The following is a 20,127-nucleotide window of genomic DNA, read 5'->3' as shown; positions in this document are numbered from 1 at the left end:
CCGGATATGAAAAGAGACACGGAGCAATGAGCGTTTCCGTGACTCTTTTTTCATTGTGATGCCCGGGACAGGAGAAGTACTACCACGCTGCCGGGTGGTGTAAGCCGGCGGGAAGCCTGGTGCTGCTGTTTCCCTTTGCGGAGTTTATCTGCATTTGTGTCAAAAAGACACACTTGCTTAAATCAGTATTTTTTATATTTGCATCACGGAGATCCGCCCCTAAAAAAACGGTTCTGTCTAAACTGCACCCTTCCAGATTAGCGGCTATCAGGAGCGACATGCTGAAGTCTCTTCTGTCAAGATTTGCTTTTTTGAAGTTCTTTCCTAAAAAATCCGTACCTTGGCTTGATGCGGGGCATTCAGCCGAAATCATGCCAATGACTGTTTTCAGAATATTGTTCACCTTTAATTTGTGTCCGGCAATGTCCAGATTCAGAAGGCTGGGCTGCTGAGTCATTTGCAAATTTTCCGTTATCAGAGATTCAATGGCTGCGGCCGTCTTTTCGTCTGAAGTCAGAGAAAATGCTTCTATGAGGTACCATAAAATTTGGTGTAGATGAAAGACAATGGTGAAAGTTTGAAAAATGTTTTCTGCCTGGGCTGGATTGGCTTTCCAGTCATGGTCAGGACAATACATTTGAGTCGTTTTCTGCCCCGCGCCCAGGCATTCATAAGCAAGACAGCCGCTCATTTTCCTGCTTTTCAGCTCGGAATGAATTTTGCAGCGGAAGTCAGGCATCAAATATTTACAGGGGGTTCCGGAACCCTTGTCAGCCGGAAAGCCGTCCGTTTTTGCGCAATATAACGCCACGCAGCACAGGCCGCTGCATTTTTCACAATTTGGCTCTAAATCTTTTTTTAGGCAAGCGTATTTGTTGCCTGATCGATTCTCTTCCATCGCGTCTCCATTTCAAATGCAATATCATAATGATTCCGTATCAATATTTTAGCATAACTCCATAGAAATGGAAAGCAGCTGCTCTGCTTCGCGGAGAAAGCATAATTTTACGATTTCACAATTAGTTTACAAATACTATATTGACAATGGGGTAAAGTAATGGTAAATTATTAAATAGATTTAGCACTCATACTCGTAGAGTGCTAAAAACACAAAAGCGGGCGAGGCGAGAGGGTTGGAGTTAAGCGAACGAAAACAGAAAATTCTGGCGGCTGTCGTGGATTTGTATGTTGCGACCGGCGAACCGGTGGGCTCCAAGGCGCTTTGCGACACCCTTGATTTCACTGTGTCCTCCGCTACGGTGCGCAATGAAATGAGCGACCTTGCGGAAATGGGGCTGCTGGAGCAGCCGCACACCTCCGCGGGAAGAATCCCTTCCCACAAAGGATACCGCGTGTATATTGACACGCTGATGAAAAAGCATCCGGTGTCGAAGGAGGAACAGCGCTATATTGACAGTCTGCTGCTGCCAAGCGCCTACGACCCGGAAAAGCTGCTGGACGGCGTTGCGCGTGCACTGGCGGGAATGACCCGGTTCGCCGCCGTTTCCACTACCCCGAGCGGAAGTTCGGCGGACATCCGTGCTATTCAGTTTGTGCAGACCAGCCGCAGAACCGCGATGGCAATTCTGATGACCTCCGCGGGAACCATGAAGAGCCGCGTTTTTCACTGCGATTTCGATATTACCCCCGAAATCCTGCGCGTGTTCTTCCGCGTCTTAAACGAAAAGCTGGTCGGGCTGCCGGTTTCCACCATTACGCCCGCGTACATTCAGTCGCTGGCGGCATCTTTGGGAAACATGACGATGCTGATGAGCGACGCGCTGATGGCGGTGCTGGACGTGGCGCAGGACTCCATGCAGACGGAGATCTGCCTGGACGGCGAAATGAACCTTCTGTTCTGCAACGAGCTGGGGCAGACGGGAATCCGCCGTATTATGGATTTTTTATCCCGGCCGCAGGAGCTTTCCCGCCTTTTAATGCAGCAGAACAACAGCATGAAGGTGCTGATCGGGCAGGAGAGCAACCGGCCCGAACTGAGCGAATCCAGCGTAATTGTCTCCCGATACCTCGTTGGCGGCAGGGACGCGGGCGCTATCGCCATTATCGGCCCTACGCGAATGAACTACGGGAAGATCATTTCAAACATTGAATATCTCTCCGGTTCCGTTGGAAGAATGTTGACGGAGCTTTTGGATATGGAATAGAAAGGGGTCACTGTTTTGGATAAAGACCAAAAAGAACAAGTGGATAAAAAGCAGACAAAAGCGGCTGCGGCGCACGAAAAAACCTCCGCGGGCAAGCCGGAGGAAACCTCTAAGGCTGAGAAGACTTCCGCAGCGGAAAAACCTTCTGTGGAAGAGGAAAAGCCGAAGGACGACGCGCAGAAGGCGCTGGAGCAGGCGCAGGAAGAGCTGAAAAAGCAGAAAGAGCTTTTGCTCCGCACAGCGGCGGAATACGACAATTACCGCAAGCGTACGGAACGCGAGAAAACGGCGGTGTACGCCGACGCAACCTCCGCGGCAGTCGTGGAATTTCTGCCGGTGGCAGATAACCTTGAAAGGGCGCTCGAGCAAAAGGACTGCAGTGCGGAGGACCTTCGCAAGGGGGTTGAAATGGTCAATTCTCAGCTGAAAAGCGCGCTCCAGAAACTTGGCGTGATGGAAATGGGGGAAGTCGGCGAAGTCTTTAATCCCGACCTTCACAACGCGGTTTCTCATGTGGACGACGAGAACGCCGGGGAAAACACCATTGCACAGGTGTTCCAGAAGGGCTACAAGATCGGCGATAAGGTCGTACGCCACGCGATGGTGCAAGTCGCAAACTGATTTTTTTGTCAGGTAAATTTCAAATTCATATAGATTAACACTGAAATTAAAAAACTTATTTATTTGGAGGTAAAACAGTATGTCAAAGACAATAGGCATAGACTTAGGTACTACTAATTCCTGCGTTGCGGTTATTGAGGGCGGCGAGCCGGTCGTCATTGCAAACGCCGAAGGCGCCAGAACCACTCCTTCCGTTGTGGCATTTTCTAAAACCGGTGAGCGTATGGTCGGTCAGGTTGCAAAACGTCAGGCAATCACCAATCCGGATCGCACCGTCTCTTCCATTAAAAGAGAAATGGGTTCCAACTATAAAGTCAATATTGACGATAAAAGCTATACTCCTCAGGAAATTTCCGCAATGATCCTTCAGAAGCTGAAGGGCGACGCGGAAGCGTATCTGGGCGAAAAGGTCACCTCCGCGGTCATCACCGTTCCGGCGTACTTCACCGACGCACAGCGTCAGGCGACCAAGGATGCCGGCAAGATCGCAGGACTTGACGTAAAGCGTATCATCAACGAGCCGACGGCTGCCGCGCTTTCCTACGGCATCGACAAGGGCGACGATCAGAAGATCATGGTTTACGACCTTGGCGGCGGTACATTCGATGTTTCCATCATTGAGATGGGCGACGGCGTTCAGGAAGTTCTGGCCACCGCGGGCAACAACCGCCTTGGCGGCGACGACTTCGACAAGCGCGTCATGGACTGGATGACTTCCTCCTTCAAGGCGGAAAGCGGCATTGACCTTTCCGGCGACAAGATGGCGATGCAGAGACTGAAGGAAGCCGCAGAAAAAGCGAAAATCGAGCTTTCCGGCATGACTTCCAGCGCAATTAATCTGCCGTTTATTACAGCCGACGCAACCGGGCCGAAGCATCTTGACCTGACCCTGACCAGAGCGAAGTTCAACGAGCTGACGGCCGACCTGGTAGAAAAGACCATGGGCCCCGTTCGTCAGGCACTCTCCGATTCCGGCCTGAAGATTGAGCAGATCAACAAGGTTCTGCTGGTCGGCGGTTCTTCCAGAATTCCTGCCGTACAGGACGCCGTTAAGAGCCTGACAGGAAAAGACCCGTTCAAGGGCATTAACCCGGATGAGTGTGTCGCCATTGGCGCGGCGATTCAGGCCGGCGTGCTCGGCGGCGAGGTCGAAGGCCTGCTGCTTCTGGACGTTACCCCGCTTTCCCTCGGCGTTGAGACCATGGGCGGCGTAATGACTAAAATCATCGAGCGCAACACCACCATTCCGACCAAGAAGAGCCAGATTTTCTCCACTGCGGCGGACGGCCAGACTCAGGTTGAGGTCAACGTCCTGCAGGGTGAGCGTGAATTCGCCCGCGACAACAAGCAGCTCGGCCTGTTCAAGCTGGACGGCATTGCCCCGGCACCGCGCGGAATCCCCCAGATCGAAGTTACTTTTGATATAGACGCCAACGGCATCGTCAACGTATCCGCCAAGGATATGGGTACCGGCAAGGAGCAGAAGATCACGATTTCCTCCAGCTCCAACATGAGCAAGGACGATATTAACAAGGCTGTTCAGGAATCCGAAAAATTCGCGGCGGAAGACAAAAAGCGCCGTGAAGAGGTCGATCAGAAGAATGAGGCCGAAAACATGTGCTACGCGGTTGAAAAGCTGATTAAGGACAACGGCGACAAGATTGACGAGTCCGACAAGACCGACCTGAACGCGAAGGTCGCTTCTCTGAAAGAGGCTATTTCCGCGAACAATATGGACGATATGAAGGCGAAGTCCGAGGAACTGCAGAAAGCAATGTACGCGGTCAGCGAAAAGCTTTACAAGGCAGCGGCACCGCAGCAGCCGGTGGACGGTCAGCCCGTACCGCCGCAGGACGCAAACGGCGGTAATGTTTACGACGCAGAGTACAAGGATGTAAACGACGACAAAAAGTAATCTCCGGCTTGCTTTTTAACAATGAATATCAATTCATGAAAGATGAATGACTGTGGTGGCCAGCTCTTCGTTTGGGGAGCTGGCAATCATGGGTTGATAGGCAATTTCAGCATTCACAGGTAAATGCATTTTGAAGGAACGCCACGGAACTCTTTCTCCTTCATTTGTTCATTTTTCATTATTTTAGGAGTGATTAGGTTTGGCTGATAAAAGGGATTATTATGAAGTTATGGGCGTGCCGAAAAATGCCACGGATGAAGAGATTAAAAAGGCTTACCGTAAGCTTGCAAAGCAGTATCACCCGGACTTAAACCCGGGGGATAAGACTGCCGAGGCAAAATTTAAAGAGGTAAATGAAGCATACGAAGTGCTTTCCGATAAGGATAAAAAAGCGCGCTATGACCAGTTTGGTCACGCGGGTGTCGACCCCAATTTTGGCGGCGGCGCGGGCGGAGGAAGCCCCTTCACCGGAGACATTGATCTGGGCGACATTTTTAACAGCTTCTTCGGGGGCGGTTTTGGCGGCGGCCGTTCCGTGAACCCGAATGCACCGCGGCGCGGCAGCGACACCGAAGCGACTGTAAACATAAGCTTTGAGGAAGCGGCAAAGGGCTGCCGTAAAAATATCTCCTACCAGAAAATAGATTCCTGCGTTGACTGCGGCGGAAGCGGCGCAAAAAAGGGAACCAGCGCAAAGACCTGCCCGAACTGCGGCGGGACCGGGCAGGTACGCATCAGTCAGCGCACACCGTTCGGCGTGGTGCAGACAAGCAGAAGCTGCGACCGCTGCGGCGGTACCGGAAAAGTGATTGACGACCCCTGCGGAACCTGCGGCGGTACCGGGCGCGTACGCCGGCAGAAAACAATAGAGGTCAACGTCCCGGCGGGAATTGACAACGAGCAGATCCTCAGCGTAAGCGGGCAGGGAAACGCCGGCAGCAACGGCGGCCCTGCAGGCGACCTGCGCGTGTACGTCAATGTGCGGCCGCACCCCATTTTTGAGCGGCGCGGAAACGACGTCTGGTGCGAAGTGCCAATTACTTACACGCAGGCGGCGCTCGGCGCGGAGGTGGTCGTGCCGACCATTGACGGGCGCGTCAGCTATCAGGTGCGCGAAGGCACCCAGCCGGGGGACGTGTTTAAGCTCAAGGGAAAGGGAATCCCACGCATCGGCGGGCGCGGGCGCGGCGACCAGTTCGTGCGCATGACAATCGAGGTGCCGAAGAACCTGACGCAGAAGCAGAAGGAAATCCTGCAGGAATTCGACAACGTTGCCGAAGAGAAGAATTACCAAAAACGAAAAAACTTTATCGATAAAATTAAAGATATGTTCGGTGACTGAAAGAGACCTGCCGCAAGGCAGGTCTTTTTCTTTATCTGTAAAGAAATTTTTACACGGGGCCGGACTCTGTGTTGAACGGAAAATATCCCGCATAGAAATGGAGCAGGGGAAAAAATCGGGCGGCGGCAAAGCACAGCCGCGAAAAGATGACGGGAGGGCGGTCATATGGAGTATTTCGGCTTGTTTTTTCTGGCGGTGATTGTGGAGGGCGTGATTACCTATATCAACCAGTTCTTTGTCAAGGGAGTCTTAAAGTGGGAAATGGTCTTTTCCATCCTGCTGGGCGTGTTTGTCTCCATTGCTTACGGGATTGACATGCTGGCCATGGTGGGGCTTAAAACCTCGGTTCCGCTTGTCGGCAGCATCCTGACGGGGATTCTGGTCAGCCGGGGCAGCAACTATGTGTTCGACTTGATTAAAACCCTTACTTCGGCTCACTCAGGCATGAAAACATCCAAATAGAAAACAGCATGGAGTCCACAAAGGAAGTGAACTCCATGCTGTTTTATTATTGAAAATCTTATTCGTCTTTGCCGCAGCACTTTTTATATTTTTTGCCGCTGCCGCACGGGCAGGGGTCGTTGCGTCCGGGCTTTTTGCCCTTGCGAATGGTGTGGTTCGTGTCGCTGCCGTCTCCGCCGCTGCTGGAGGTTGGGGTTGCGACCTGCTCGCGTTTCGGTTCCTCCGCTGTACGGAGCTGTACGGTGAGCATCATGCGGGCGGTGTTTTCACGGATGGTCGCAATCATCTGGTCAAACATGTCGAAGCCTTCCAGACGGTACTCGACAACCGGGTCATGCTGGCCGTAGGCGCGCAGGCGGATGCCTTTCTGCAGCTCTTCCATGGCGTCGATATGATCCATCCACTCGGAGTCGACGTTTTTCAGAAGAATGACGCGTTCAAGCTCGCGGGTAATTTCCTCGCCGAACTGCTGCTCGCGTTTTTCGTACAGCGCCTTTGCCTTTTCAATCAGCTGATCTTTCACATAATCGGGTTCCAGCTTTTCAATTTCGTCTTTATTGTAAACCAGATCGTCCGAATTCAGCAGCCAGCCCATGTAATGGTCGCGCAGGCCCTGGAAATTCCAGTCGTCGTGCAGCGCGGTTTCCGGCATATACTGGTGAACCTGCGTCTCGATCGCCTGCTCGATCATCTTGATGATCTGATCCTTGATATTTTCCCCGTTCAGCACCTGGTCGCGCTGGCCGTAGATAATTTCACGCTGACGGCTCATTACGTCGTCGAACTGGAGGACGTTTTTGCGGATGCCGAAGTTGCGGCCCTCGATCTTACGCTGGGCGCCTTCAATGGTATTGCTAAGCATTTTGTTCTCGATCGGGGTATTCTCGTCCACGTTCAGGCGTTCCATCAGATTGTTGATGCGCTCACCGCCGAACAGACGCATGAGATCGTCTTCCAGCGAAATGTAGAAACGGCTCATACCGGGGTCGCCCTGACGGCCGGAACGGCCGCGCAGCTGATTGTCGATACGGCGGGATTCGTGGCGCTCCGTGCCGATGATGTAAAGGCCGCCGGCTTCTTTTACCGTTTCCGCTTCCTGTTTGATCTGTGCCTTATATTTGTCGTTCAGCTCCGCAAAGGTTTTGCGGGCATTTAAAATTTCCTCATCCGCTGTGTCGGAGTAAGCGGTGGATTCACTGATGAGTTCCTCCGAAAACTGCATACGGCGCATTTCGGATTTCGCCATATATTCACTGTTGCCGCCGAGAACGATGTCGGTGCCGCGTCCTGCCATGTTGGTTGCGATGGTGACAGAACCCTTATGACCGGCCTGTGCAACAATTTCCGCTTCCTTGTCGTGGTACTTGGCGTTCAGTACTTCATGCTTGACGCCGCGGCGGCGCAGCAGGCCGCTGAGTTCCTCCGACTTTTCAATGGAAATGGTGCCGACCAGGACAGGCTGCCCCAATTCATGATGCTCGATAATATCCTCAATGACGGCGTTGAACTTTGCTTTCTCCGTCTTATAGACAACATCCGGAAAATCCTTACGAACCATCGGCCGGTTGGTCGGTACTTCTACAACGTCCAGCTTGTAGATTTCACGGAATTCCTCTTCCTCGGTCATGGCGGTACCGGTCATACCGGAAAGCTTGTCGTATAATCTGAAGAAATTCTGGAATGTTATGGTAGCAAGCGTTTTGCTTTCGTGCGCGACCTTTACGCCTTCTTTTGCCTCTATCGCCTGGTGCAGACCCTCGTTGTAGCGGCGGCCGTACATCAGACGGCCGGTGAACTCGTCAACAATGATGACTTCTCCGTCCTTGACGACGTAATCAATATCATTCTGCATGACGCCGCGCGCCTTGATTGCTTGATTGACGTGATGCTGAATCGTGATGTTGTTGGCGTCCGTCAGGTTATCGAGTTTAAAGTAGGCTTCCGCCTTTTTTACACCGGCCTGAGTCAGCGTGGCGGTCTTTGCCTTTTCATCCACAATATAATCGGCGTCCTTATACAGTTCGTCGTTGTCTTCCTTGTCGTTCAGCTCCGCGACCTTCACCATTTTCAGAGTCTGTGCGAAATGGTCGGCCACATTGTAAAGCTCCGTGGACTTGTCGCCCTGACCGGAGATAATCAGCGGGGTGCGCGCCTCATCAATGAGGATGGAGTCCACTTCGTCGACGATGGCGAAATTGTGACCGCGCTGCACTTTGTTTTCCTTGTAAATGACCATGTTGTCACGCAGGTAGTCAAAGCCGAACTCGTTGTTGGTACCGTAAGTAATATCGGCGTTATAGGCCTTCTTACGCTCGTCGTTTTCCAGGTCGTGTACGATCAGGCCGACGCTGAGCCCCAGAAAGCGGTAAATCTTGCCCATCCACTCAGAGTCGCGGCGGGCCAGGTAATCGTTGACGGTTACCACATGAACCCCTTTCCCGGAAAGAGCGTTTAAGTAAGCCGGAAGGGTGGCAACCAGCGTTTTTCCTTCACCGGTTTTCATCTCGCTGATGCGGCCCTGATGCAATACGATTCCGCCGATGATCTGCACTGGGAAGTGGCGCATTCCCAAAACACGGTCCGAAGCTTCACGGCAGACCGCAAAAGCGTCCGGAAGGATGTCGTCAAGGGTTTCGCCGTTGGAGAGACGCTCTTTTAACGCGGGCGTCTGGGCGATCAGCTCTTCGCTGGACATTGCTTTATACTTGTCCTCCAATGCAAGGACGGAGTCGCAGATAGGCTGAATCCGCTTCAGCTCGCGTTTGCTGTAATTGCCGAAGAAAGCAGTCAGAATATTACTCATCAAAGTCACCTCAAAATATAATGATCGGTCTTATCACGATTCCCCAAAGGAAATTTATCCCTTCGGAAACCGGTCGTGACCGAATTGCCGTAAACGATAGTCAATATACAGGGATATTATATCATAGGATACTCTGAAAGAAAAGAATAATTCGTAAACAATGGAAGGGAGCGCGCCGATTCACACAGAGCGACGGCGGCAGAGGCGAGACGGGAGTGAATCCGTGACAAACACCTGTTAAAAATTTAATTATCACCCGGTATCCTATTGCTAAAAAGCAGAAAATAAACTATAATAAAAAAGTATATTGGTTGTATGATAATAAAACCAAAAGACACTGAAACCGAAAGGAGTACCGATATGAATTATTCCCCAGAAGTGGAAAAAATGTGTACTGTAACAAAGGGCCCCAAACACGGTCCTGCACCGATTCCTGAAGAAGGCAAATGGGTCAAGTCATATGAAATCAAGGATATTTCCGGTTTAAGCCACGGCATTGGCTGGTGCGCACCTCAGCAGGGCGCTTGCAAACTGACATTAAATGTCAAAGAAGGTATTGTTGAGGAGGCTCTGGTGGAGACCATCGGCTGCTCCGGCATGACTCACTCCGCAGCGATGGCCGCGGAAATTCTGCCGGGCAAAACACTGCTCGAGTGCCTGAACACCGACCTTGTCTGCGACGCAATCAACGTTGCAATGAGAGAAATCTTTAAGCAGCTCGCCTACGGCCGCAGCCAGACAGCTTTCTCCGAGGGCGGTCTTCCGATCGGCGCAGGTCTGGAGGATCTTGGAAAGGGTCTTCGCTCCCAGATCGGCACCATGTACAGCACCGGTGCAAAGGGTGTTCGTTACATGGAAATGGCGGAGGGCTATGTTTTAAAGACCGCACTTGATGAAAACAACGAGGTCATCGGTTATCAGTTTGTCAAGATCGGTAAAATGCTGGAGGATATCCGCCACGGCGTAAGCCCGGACGAAGCCTACAAGAAGAATATCGGCCAGTACGGCCGCTTTGACAACGCGGCAAAGTATATTGATCCGCGTGAAGAATAATAAAGACCATAAAAGGAGGACTAAACTATATGGCTAACGATGTTGTGTTTGAAGGAAAAGAAAGAAGAATGGCCAAAATAGAGAAGTGTCTTGCCGAGTATGGCCTTGCCAGTCTCGAAGACGCTCGCGATCTTTGCCTTTCTAAAGGAATTGATGTTGATAAAATTGTGAAGGGCGTACAGCCCATCGCGTTTGAAAACGCAAGCTGGGCTTATACCCTCGGCTGTGCAATCGGGGTTAAAACGGGCGTAAAGTCCGCCGCGGAAGCCGCTGAAAAAATCGGCCTTGGCCTTGAAGCTTTCTGCATTCCCGGCTCCGTCGCCGAACAGAGAAAAGTCGGTTTGGGCCACGGCAACCTGGGCGCAATGCTTCTTCGCGATGAGACAAAGTGCTTTGCTTTTCTGGCGGGCCACGAATCCTTTGCCGCCGCGGAAGGCGCAATCGGAATTGCCCGTACCGCGAACCGCGCCCGTAAAGAACCGCTCCGGATTATCCTGAACGGCCTCGGCAAGGATGCCGCATATATTATTTCTAGAGTAAACGGCTTTACTTATGTAAAGACCGATTTCGATTTCTTCAGCGACGAGCTGAAGGTCGTTGAGACAAGAGCCTTCTCCGACGGCGAGCGCGCGGCGGTAAAATGCTACGGCGCAAACGACGTCCGCGAAGGTGTTGCCATCATGCAGGCGGAAGGCGTTGACGTTTCCATTACCGGTAACTCCACCAACCCGACCCGCTTCCAGCATCTGGTTGCCGGCACCTACAAAAAGTGGGCGCAGGAAAACGGCAAGAAGTACTTCTCCGTTGCAAGCGGCGGCGGCACAGGCCGTACCCTGCATCCGGACAACATGGGCGCAGGCCCGGCTTCCTACGGACTGACCGACTCCATGGGCCGTATGCACGGCGACGCCCAGTTTGCCGGTTCCTCTTCCGTTCCCGCGCACGTGGAAATGATGGGCCTGATCGGAATGGGAAACAATCCGATGGTCGGCGCCACCGTTGCCTGTGCTGTTGCAGTTTTTGAATCCTGCAAATAAAAAATGAGAGCTTAAGCTTTTTTCGAGGAGTGTGGCGCTTTGTCACACTCCTTTTTTTTACAAAACCTTTTAAAAGCATTATTCATAAACGAAATTATGCGATAATAGAACTGTATAAATTCCTGTAATGTTCACGGTTGTCAATCGAATCTGATACAAACGGAGTGGGCTTTTATGAGGACCGGAAAAAGGCCGAGAAGAATTTTCCGTAAAGTGGTAATCTGCATGATTTTGGCTGGAGTCCTGTATCTGATCGGGCTGGGCGCTTATAACGCCGTCCGGGGGATCGGTCGTCTGGTTTACAGCGCCGCGCGAACGCAAAGCTCCGTCTCACAGGCGGCGGTCAGCAGTTCGCCGCCTGTCAGCAGTGCACCACCTCCTGCCAGCAGCCGCCCGCCCCAGTCCGCTCCTGTGGCCAGCGTTCCGCCGGAGGTGATTTCCTCACCCGCCGTGCCGCTGAGCAGTACCCCGCAGAATGCCGGTACGCCCGTGGGCTTTTTTGACGACGCCCTGTTTGTCGGGGACAGCCGCACAGAGGCGCTGCGCAATTTTGACGGACTGGACAACGCGACCTATTACGCTGTAAAAGGGTTGATGGTCAACACGATTTTTACAAAGCCCGCCATTGAAGTTGACGGCGAAAAAAAGACGGTCATGCAGGCGGTGAAAGAAAAAAAATACGGAAAGATCTATATCATGCTGGGCGTGAATGAGCTTGGCTGGAGCAGCTTCAACACTTTCATTGAGGATTACCAGAAAGTGATTGACCAGATAAAAGCCTGTCAGCCGGGAGTTTCGATCTATGTTCAGTCCATTCTTCCGGTAACGGCGAAAAAGTCCGACTCCGACAAAGTTTACAACAATCAGAAAATCGAATCCTACAATCAGGCGATCAAAGAAATGGCCGCAAAAAACAGTATCAACTATCTTGCGGTCAACACGGCGGTTTCCGATTCAAAGGGGAATCTGCCTGAAGACGCTTCGGTCGACGGGGTGCATTTGAATAGGGAATACTGCAAAAAATGGTGTGACTACCTTCGAGCGCACACCAGAGGCGAAAGGGATTAGGAAGAGCAAATGAAAAGAGCAATACTGGTTATTTTGGCGGGCGCACTGCTGTTTGCGGCGGGCTGTGCCTCGGGTTCGTCTAAAACGGTCAATACCGAAGAGGCCGCAAAAAAATTGATTTCTTCCATCTGTTTTGCGGATCAAATGTCAAAGATAGACAGTAAAACAGCGCTTCAGCTGTACGGGCTGGAGGAAAGCACGGTTGCAAAGGCGGACGTGTATGAAAGCACCGGCGCCACGGCTGAGGAAGTGGCGGTTTTTGAAGCGAAGGATGAAGCTTCCGCGGCTAAGGTAAAAGAGGGCGCACAGAAAAGAATTGAGGACCAGCGGGCAGGCTACACGGATTATCAGCCGCAGGAAATGAAAAAACTGAAATCTCCCGTTTTGGTGCAGAGCGGGAAATATGTGATTCTGTGTGTGTCCGACGATGACGCCGGCGCACAGAAAATCATAGATGAATTGTTGAAATGACAGAAAAAGACCCGAGCGGAGACGAAAATGTCCGTTCGGGTTTTTTGTTTGGAAAATTCAGGGATTCTCAATGGTAAGAGGAATCCATCTTGGCAGCCGGTCGGTAAAAAACTTTATCAGCGGCCCCATGCAGAAAGCGGTGATGACGGTTCCCACGCCGACAGCGCCGCCAAAAGCAAAACCGATGAGGACGGCCAGAATGTCGTAGCATACGCGGCACCAGCGATACTGTGCGTGAGGGAGGAGCCGGATGAGGATGAATCCGATGCTGTCGTAGGGCGAGACGCCCAACTGAGGGTACATATAAAGCGCCGCGGTAAATGCAAGAATGCCGACCCCAAAAAGCATACAGAAAATTTTGACGGCCAGAGGCGGGTCCGGCGGCAGGATAAAAGAGTAAAGCCAGCTGAAAAAATCCACAAGAAACCCAATTGCGACCATATTGAAAATGGTACCGAAACCGATTTTATCGCGGGCAAAGAAGAAGGTAAAAATCAGGATGATACTGTTCATCATCAACTGCCATACGCCAAAGCTCAGGCCAAGCAGGTGCGCCAGCCCTGTGTTCATGCAGGTGCAGGGGTCGGTACCCAGGCGGGCGTAGACGGAAAGAGAAACGGCAAAGCCCATAATCAGTGTACCGACGCACACCATAGCAATGCGCTTCAAAAGGTTTTTGTTCATGTGTTGGATTCTCACAATCAGTTTTAAAATCAGGGTTTGCGGATTCTGGGTACAATCAGGATCGCCGCCGCCCAGAAAAGCTCATAAATCATCAGCGCGGTAACGGTCATCTGACCAAGACCGGAGTAGCAAGCCAAAAACGCCACCAGTAAAAAGCCGAGAATCACCGCAACGTTCTGCAGGGCGACAGCAATGGAAATGTTGCTGCGCTGGCGTACGCATGCCGCCAGCAGGCGCATCATGGCGGTGGGCCTTCCTTTGGTGACCATCACTGCGTCGGAGCGCTCCTGCGGGGCGGCGGTCATTTCGGCATAGATGCTCCCCAGCCGTTCGGGAAGCACACGCACGGAATGTTCATCCAGTCCGAAGCACTCCGTCAGCAAAGCCGGGGTAATATTCGGGTCGCAGGTGCGTACAATCAGACTGATGCCGTTGTTTTCCATTCGTCTTAGTTCCATTGCGCGGCGGCGGTCGGAATTGTAGGAGAGCACGAACATGGCGACCAGTTCCCCGCCGGAGGCCAGATATACCAGCCGCTTTCCGGTACGGGTGTATTTTTCTTCATAGTCGCGTGACGGCGGCTCAATGTGGTGGGCCTCCATCAGTTTCCGGCTGCCGACCAGAATCCGTCTGCCGGAAACCCATCCGGTTACGCCTTTGTCGTCCTCGTAAACCGTATTGTCGATTTTCGGAAGCATTTCACGGCGGCTCTTAATGATCTGGTCAAACAGGTCGCTCAGCGGCCCGCCCACCGCGCACATCAGGGCGGTGGCGTCCACAATGGCGTCGTCAATGCGCTGCCCGCCGAAGGTTTTAATCGCGTTCAGCACGACGGTGCCTTTGGGGAAAAGCTCCTTTGCGTCCACCAGTACGGCGTTGGTGGAACTGAAACGGTCGATGGCCGGGTAGCCGATGATCATTGCGCCGCAGCGGGCGGCGATACGGCAGACCCGGTTCACCGGAAGGTTGACGCTGAGCATATTGACAAAGGGGACGCAGATACACGCCGCGGCCGCGAAGGCGGTCAGCGCGCCGTAAACGTCTTTCGTTAATATGAGCGTGACAATACACAGGATCAGGGAAGAGACAAATCCGATGGGAGCCACCAGCTGGGAAGACTGCTCGCTGGGGTCCGGCTCATAGGACAGACTTAAAAAATGCTTCAAGAAATTGGCTTTCGTCTGATAAGCGATAACCGGCGCGTCGACTACGCAGCCGGACGCCATTTGCAGGGCGGTGTTGTGGTCGTCAAAAATCTGGACGGCCTGTTTTTGATCGGGCGCGGCGATAAAATGAAAATTACGGTCGATGCGCCGGGCAAAGCTGAACTTGCCGACCGTATTTAAAAACAGCGCCATAACCACAAGCACGGAGTACAGGTGCAGACCGCCGGTTTGCAGACTCTGTACGGAAAACAGCAGGGCGGCGTTCTGAATCAGCGCGGCAACCACCGCAACAGCAACGCCGCTGTCCGCGTTAGCCTGAAACACGGCGAGGCCCTTTAATCCGTTCAGAATGGGGGTAATGCTGAATGCCGCGGCAACCAGCAGAAATACAAGGTTCAATATTATGTAAGGCTGCGCCCCAATCAGATTCAGAATCCCCGCCGGCAGCAGGGACGCATAATCCCGCAGAATGCCAAAAGCAAGAAGGATGACAAAACTGATGCCTGTTACGGCCAGTCGGAGATACAGCGTTCTGATATTGGAATGAAGGTCGTGAAAGATGGAGGGCGCGTCGCCCGGACTCTGGTAGTCGTCCAGCTCCTCCTGTTCCCCGGGCAGGTTGTCGGTGGAATCGTTGTCTTCCTCTTCGTTCCCGAACACACTGAAGCTTTTCTTTCTTTCTGCTTTTTCTTCAGAGGGTGGTTCCGTTTCAAAGGAATTTTCCAAATCATCGGCTTCTTCAGGGGAAAGCTCCCCGGAGAAAGCGGGTTCGGGAAAGGGAATCGGCTGGGCGGCCTGTGCCGTCTGCTCTGTTTCCCGAACCGGAAGATCTTCTCCGCCCGCCGGAATAACGGAAATGGGGATCGGCGGCGGAGGCTGCTTCGGCTTGGCGGGCGGATAGCCCGCCGCCGCATCCGTAAGAACTTCCTCATAATTATTCAGCTGAATAAAATGAACGGGCTGTTTAAAATTCGTCCGGTAACTGTGAACATGTTCCGCCGACTGCGGCACCGGCTTTCCCGGTTCCCTGACCGCGGGCGGAGGCGGCACTTCTTCTTTTACCCTTGGTGCCGCGACGGGCTCCTTGACCGGTTCTTCCGACATTCTGCAGCGGATGAGCGGCGCACTGTCCGGCTGAAGCGGAGTCGGCGGAGTCATCGGCGGGGAAGAAGGCTGGAACACCGGTTCCGTGAGCGGTTCCCGTATTTCCGGCTGAGGCACGGGGCCGGGTTCTATTTCCGGTTTCGGCTGGGGAACCGGGCCGGGCGCGGGATGCGCCGGGGGAGGAATGACCGTCGGTGCCTGCGGTTCGGCCGGCTCTTCCGGCTCCGGCGGCGGTTCTTTCGCTTCCGGTTTCTCACAAGCAGGCTGATCTTCGCAGAGAGAAAAAATATCGTCCTCGTCCAGACCGGCCTGACTCATGATTTTTTCCACGCGTTTTTTGCGCTCGTTGTGCAGGCGCTCAAAGCGTTCGGCAACCTCATCATCCACCGTACCGTCGGCGGTTTCGCTGAAAAGATAGGAAAAGATGGGGTCGCCGTCCCTCTTTTCCGGATGGGCCAGCGGAGTCTCTATTTTTCCGTATTCTTCACGGTAATCTTCCAGCGACCGGAGCTGGAGCCCGTAGTAGATATCCTGTTCCTCGTCGGGTTCGGAAAAATCACGCTTGCGGCGTCTGAAAAGTCCTTTTCCGCGCTTCTGCTTCTTTTCCGGTTCCGGTATGACTGGCGGCGTCGGCATAGAAGACACTTTTGCGTCAAGGGCGATTTTTGCCTGTTTGGCAATTTCCTCCGGCGTGGCAGCCGTCTTTTTTCGTCCCGGGTCAGCCTTTGCCTTGTTTTCGGTGGGCGCAGGCTCCTGCTTTCCTGTTTCCAAAGTACGCGCTTCCGCTAATATCTCGTCTAACGAAAATTTATCGCGCGGAGCTTTTTGATTATCGCCCATATTGATCCGCTCCTGTATTATTTTGTCTTAATCCCACTGCGCTGGCGTGCAATTTCATAACAGATAATGCCGCAGGCAACCGAAGCATTAAGCGAATTTATTTTACCCTTCATTGGCAAAGATATGACAAAATCGCATTTTTCTTTTACCAGCCTGCCGACGCCCGCTCCCTCGGAGCCAATGACAACGGCGGCCGGGCCGGCGTAATCGACACTGCACCAGGGTTCCCCGTCCATATCGGCGGCGTAAATCCAGACGCCGCGCTTTTTCAGCTCGTCAATGGCGGCGGTGATGTTCGTCACTCGGGCCACGGGAACGTATTCCACCGCGCCCGCGCTCGCCTTGCCGACCGCATAGGTCAGACCCGCCGCGCGCCGCTTGGGGATGATGACGCCGTGCGCGCCGGAGCATTCCGCCACTCTTAAAATGGCGCCCAGATTGTGGGGGTCCTCCAGCTCGTCCGCCACAATGATGAACGGCGGTTCCTTCCTTTCGGCGGCAAGCTGAAAAATATCGTCGATGGTTCCGTATTCCTTGACGGCCGCTACGGCGACCACGCCCTGATGGTTGGCGTTGCCGCACATAAAGTCAAGCTTTTTGACGTCCGCTTCTTTTATCGCAATTCCTTTTTCTTTTGCTTTGGCAATCAGCGCGCTGAGGCTTCCGGTATGCGCTCCGCGCACGACATAAAGGCTGTCGATGGTGCGTCCGCTGCGCATGGCTTCGCTGACGGCGTTTCTTCCCGCAATAATGTCATCGCCGTGCTGATTTTTCTCTTCAATCATCTATTTTACTCCCTTGTTTTTATCAAAACTTTATAATTCCTCAAAATTCGCCCCTCATCGGAGGAATGGACGGATTTTCACCAATACACTTTGAATTTCAAATTAGCTATATATTTCTCATTTTAACAGATATAGACATGTCCGTCAATGTCCGTACCTTCAAAACTTTCCCGGGTTGCACATACTTTTCCCGGATTTTGAATATGAAAGATTCAGGGGGTACAGGGATGATTATCATAATAAGACATAGTATTCCGCGATTTCTTTTAAAAAAACATTTTCGGGTCGCCGCCGGCGTTCTGCTGATAGGAATTTTTCTTACGGTTTTCGTTTTTAAAAGCTGTGCCGGGCAGAAGGAAAGCTTAAGAGTGTACGCGCTGGAAACAGTGTCGCAGGATTTTAAGCCGGAGGTGTCCCGGGTGCTTCTGCGCGCTCCGGAGGGAAAACAGCTGAATACAAAACTGCTGTATTCCGTGTATATCACTTTGTTTGACAACAATCGGTATCCGAATAAAAACAGCGTAAGGGAGCGCCTTGTGAAATGCTTCTATTTGAATGAAAAGAACACGCTCGTGCCCATTGCGGATACGGACGGAATTTTTGACCGTGTGGAGGCGGAGTTCCGCCTTGCCATTGACCGTGCGCAAAGGCAGTCCATGATTCGGCTGAGCGGGGAGCTGGCACCCGGTTACGTCGACGCGGGTTCCCTGCTGGAAAAGAACCTGAAAAGCGGGGACGGGCTGAAAAATAATATCGGCCTTACGAATTTTGCGTTCAACGCGCTGACCTGTAAAAGCGGATATGTTTACGGGGCGGTCGGCCAGACGATTCTGCTTCCGTTTCTCCAGAAACAGCAGCAGAAGTTCAGCGGGGTGGAGCGGGCCAACCTGACGGGGGAGCAGGTGAACGATATTTACCTGAATTTTGGGGGAAGACCCGGGTTCGACTGCAGCGGCCTGATTAAAGCGTATTCCTGGCTGAACGAGTCGACGGGGGAATTTTCCTCCAAACAGCAGGGAGTGCTGCCGGACTGTACGGCGGACGGCCTTTATGACGCGGCTGAAATCAAGGGCAATCTTTCCGCAATGCCGGACACGCCGGGTTTGGTGGTTCACATGAGCGGCCACGTTGGGGTTTATGTAGGCGGGGGAGAAGTGATTGAGGCAAGAGGGAACCGGTACGGCGTGGTGAAAACCAAACTGGAGGGGCGCGGCTGGCAGCATTATCTGCAGGTGCCGACCCTAGTCTATGTGCGCAGCGGCACCTATCAGATACAGGATCATAAAGTGGTTCTGTGTGACGGGAAAGTAACCCATACAGATGAATAGAGAAAGAGACCGGTGCAAATGCTTGCGCATTACACCGGTCTCCCCAGATGGAGGAAATTGTGCGTGAGTGAGATGGAGATGTATCATCATGAAATCTTATAAGCTTATAAATTTGTCTTAAAAAAAGACTGGATACTTTTAAATGCCTGTTCCTCATCGGAACCTTCCACCGTAACGGTAACCTCTTCTCCTTTTTTGGCTGCGAGGCTCATGACAGAAAACAGCTTTTTTGCATTTCCCTTTTTCCCGGTTTTACTGATGGTGATTTCCGAGGCGTGTTTTTGGGCCTCCAGAACCAAAAGGCCGGCCGGCCTTGCATGGATTCCTTCCTTATCCTGAATGACATAGCGGAACTCTTTCATCTTTTTCACCCCTTTATTGTTTTAAGCAGAGCGGAAACTTCTTTTCCGGTTGCAAGGTTTTCGGAAAATGCGCTGGCGCTTCCCGCGGCGATCCCTGTTTGGAAGGCTTCCAGCAGGCTCCTGTTTTTCAGGTACCCCGCCAGAAAACCGGCCACCATGGAATCCCCTGCGCCGACGGTGTTGACAACCTTGCCTTCCGGGGCAGCGTCCTGGTAGACACAGCCTGTTTCACTGACAAGAATTGCGCCGTCGCCGCCCAGCGAGACCAGAATATTGCTGGCGCCAAGCGTCTGAAGGTGTTTGCAGGCAAGAATAATTTCTTTTTCGCCTTTTAGCGCCTGCCCGCTCAGCTCTTCCAGTTCTTCCCGGTTGGGTTTGATGAGAAACGGCCGGTATTTCAGAACATTCAGGAGTAACTGCCCGGTGGCGTCCACTACAATGCGGATCTTCTTTTCCTGCAGCCGCTCCATGATGGTCTCGTAGGTGTTGGCCGGCAGGGAGGAAGGAATGCTGCCCGCAAGAACAAGAATGTCTTCGTTGGAAAGGCCGCTCAGCTGTGCAAACAGCTTACTGACTTTTTCCCGGGGGATCAGCGGGCCGCTGCCGTTTACCGCTGTTTCATGTTTGGAGCGAATTTTCAGGTTGATACGGGACAGGCCGCCGTCCAGCCGGATGAAGTCGGTGCTGCAGCCAAAGGATCGTACGCCCCTCTCGATTTCATCCCCGGTAAATCCGGCGATAAACCCGAGCGCCGTGCTTTCCAGTCCAAGGTTTTTCAGAACAATGGAAACGTTAATTCCTTTTCCGCCGCTCAAAATCTTTTCACCGCAGCTCCGGTTGATTTCACCTTCGCGGAAATCCGGGACGTCTGTGATATAATCGAGCGCGGGATTAAATGTTACGGTATAAATCAATAATGTG

17 protein-coding genes are annotated in these 20,127 nt (G+C 52.6%); 10 read left to right on the top strand and 7 right to left on the bottom strand.

Going from position 1 to position 20,127, the window contains the following annotated elements; genetic code table 11:
* Positions 1-79: 79 nt before the first annotated feature.
* Positions 80-811: a pentapeptide repeat-containing protein gene (locus J5W02_RS14830; protein ID WP_219965151.1), complete on the bottom strand. Its 732-nt coding sequence runs from the start codon at positions 809-811 to the stop codon at positions 80-82.
* A gap of 322 nt (positions 812-1,133) precedes the next feature.
* Here J5W02_RS14830 and hrcA point away from each other — a divergent pair, with 322 nt between their 5' ends.
* The 5 genes from hrcA (at position 1,134) to J5W02_RS08045 (ending at position 6,505) form a co-directional block, all read left to right on the top strand.
* A complete protein-coding gene (gene hrcA, locus J5W02_RS08065; protein WP_219965150.1) occupies positions 1,134-2,165 on the top strand; it encodes a heat-inducible transcriptional repressor HrcA in 1,032 nt (343 codons plus the stop codon).
* Positions 2,166-2,180: 15 nt separating this feature from the next.
* Positions 2,181-2,786, top strand: a complete 606-nt coding sequence (gene grpE, locus J5W02_RS08060; protein WP_255575624.1) for a nucleotide exchange factor GrpE — start codon at positions 2,181-2,183, stop codon at positions 2,784-2,786.
* 79 nt (positions 2,787-2,865) lie between these two features.
* A complete protein-coding gene (dnaK, locus tag J5W02_RS08055; RefSeq protein ID WP_219965149.1) occupies positions 2,866-4,701 on the top strand; it encodes a molecular chaperone DnaK in 1,836 nt (611 codons plus the stop codon).
* Between the two features lie 199 nt (positions 4,702-4,900).
* Positions 4,901-6,043 (top strand): molecular chaperone DnaJ, encoded by a 1,143-nt coding sequence (gene dnaJ, locus J5W02_RS08050; RefSeq protein WP_219965148.1) that lies wholly within the window; start codon positions 4,901-4,903, stop codon positions 6,041-6,043.
* A gap of 165 nt (positions 6,044-6,208) precedes the next feature.
* Entirely contained in the window at positions 6,209-6,505 is a 297-nt protein-coding gene (locus J5W02_RS08045) for a hypothetical protein (protein WP_219965147.1), read from the top strand.
* Positions 6,506-6,563: 58 nt separating this feature from the next.
* Here J5W02_RS08045 and secA read toward each other — a convergent pair whose 3' ends face one another.
* Positions 6,564-9,308 carry a preprotein translocase subunit SecA gene (gene secA / locus J5W02_RS08040; RefSeq protein ID WP_219965146.1) on the bottom strand — a complete coding sequence of 915 codons (2,745 nt, stop codon included), beginning with the start codon at positions 9,306-9,308 and terminating at the stop codon, positions 6,564-6,566.
* A gap of 360 nt (positions 9,309-9,668) precedes the next feature.
* Between secA and J5W02_RS08035 the strand changes: the two genes are divergently transcribed.
* The 4 genes from J5W02_RS08035 to J5W02_RS08020 all read left to right on the top strand — a co-directional run bounded on the left by J5W02_RS08035 (position 9,669) and on the right by J5W02_RS08020 (position 12,937).
* A complete protein-coding gene (locus tag J5W02_RS08035) occupies positions 9,669-10,361 on the top strand; it encodes an iron-sulfur cluster assembly scaffold protein (RefSeq protein ID WP_219965145.1) in 693 nt (230 codons plus the stop codon).
* Positions 10,362-10,390: 29 nt separating this feature from the next.
* Positions 10,391-11,398 (top strand): GGGtGRT protein, encoded by a 1,008-nt coding sequence (locus J5W02_RS08030; RefSeq protein ID WP_219965144.1) that lies wholly within the window; start codon positions 10,391-10,393, stop codon positions 11,396-11,398.
* A gap of 174 nt (positions 11,399-11,572) precedes the next feature.
* Entirely contained in the window at positions 11,573-12,466 is an 894-nt protein-coding gene (locus J5W02_RS08025) for a GDSL-type esterase/lipase family protein (protein WP_219965143.1), read from the top strand.
* A 9-nt stretch (positions 12,467-12,475) separates the two neighbouring features.
* The gene (locus J5W02_RS08020; RefSeq protein WP_219965142.1) at positions 12,476-12,937 is read left to right on the top strand and encodes a DUF4358 domain-containing protein; all 462 of its coding nucleotides are present in this window, start codon (positions 12,476-12,478) and stop codon (positions 12,935-12,937) included.
* A 57-nt stretch (positions 12,938-12,994) separates the two neighbouring features.
* Here the strand turns inward: J5W02_RS08020 and J5W02_RS08015 are convergent, their stop codons facing one another.
* The 3 genes from J5W02_RS08015 to rlmB are packed head-to-tail and all read right to left on the bottom strand — an operon-like array spanning position 12,995 to position 17,516.
* Positions 12,995-13,621, bottom strand: coding sequence for a YczE/YyaS/YitT family protein (locus tag J5W02_RS08015; protein WP_219965141.1), 627 nt, complete (start codon positions 13,619-13,621; stop codon positions 12,995-12,997).
* A 29-nt stretch (positions 13,622-13,650) separates the two neighbouring features.
* Positions 13,651-16,731 (bottom strand): HAD family hydrolase, encoded by a 3,081-nt coding sequence (locus J5W02_RS08010; RefSeq protein WP_219965140.1) that lies wholly within the window; start codon positions 16,729-16,731, stop codon positions 13,651-13,653.
* A gap of 17 nt (positions 16,732-16,748) precedes the next feature.
* Positions 16,749-17,516 carry a 23S rRNA (guanosine(2251)-2'-O)-methyltransferase RlmB gene (rlmB, locus tag J5W02_RS08005; RefSeq protein WP_219965139.1) on the bottom strand — a complete coding sequence of 256 codons (768 nt, stop codon included), beginning with the start codon at positions 17,514-17,516 and terminating at the stop codon, positions 16,749-16,751.
* A 227-nt stretch (positions 17,517-17,743) separates the two neighbouring features.
* Here rlmB and J5W02_RS08000 point away from each other — a divergent pair, with 227 nt between their 5' ends.
* Positions 17,744-18,844 carry an NlpC/P60 family protein gene (locus J5W02_RS08000; RefSeq protein WP_219965138.1) on the top strand — a complete coding sequence of 367 codons (1,101 nt, stop codon included), beginning with the start codon at positions 17,744-17,746 and terminating at the stop codon, positions 18,842-18,844.
* 104 nt (positions 18,845-18,948) lie between these two features.
* On the opposite strand, the gene J5W02_RS07995 is transcribed toward J5W02_RS08000, so the two are convergent.
* The gene (locus tag J5W02_RS07995; protein WP_219965301.1) at positions 18,949-19,206 is read right to left on the bottom strand and encodes an HPr family phosphocarrier protein; all 258 of its coding nucleotides are present in this window, start codon (positions 19,204-19,206) and stop codon (positions 18,949-18,951) included.
* Positions 19,207-19,211: 5 nt separating this feature from the next.
* On the bottom strand, positions 19,212-20,120 hold the full coding sequence (gene pfkB / locus J5W02_RS07990; RefSeq protein WP_219965137.1) for a 1-phosphofructokinase: 909 nt from the start codon (positions 20,118-20,120) through the stop codon (positions 19,212-19,214).
* Positions 20,121-20,127: the final 7 nt, after the last annotated feature.

Source organism: Caproiciproducens faecalis (genome assembly GCF_019448085.1).
Classification (GTDB): Bacteria; Bacillota; Clostridia; order Oscillospirales; family Acutalibacteraceae; genus Caproiciproducens; species Caproiciproducens faecalis.
Note: the sequence above shows the minus strand (reverse complement) of the source record. Positions and strands in the feature narration are given on the sequence as shown.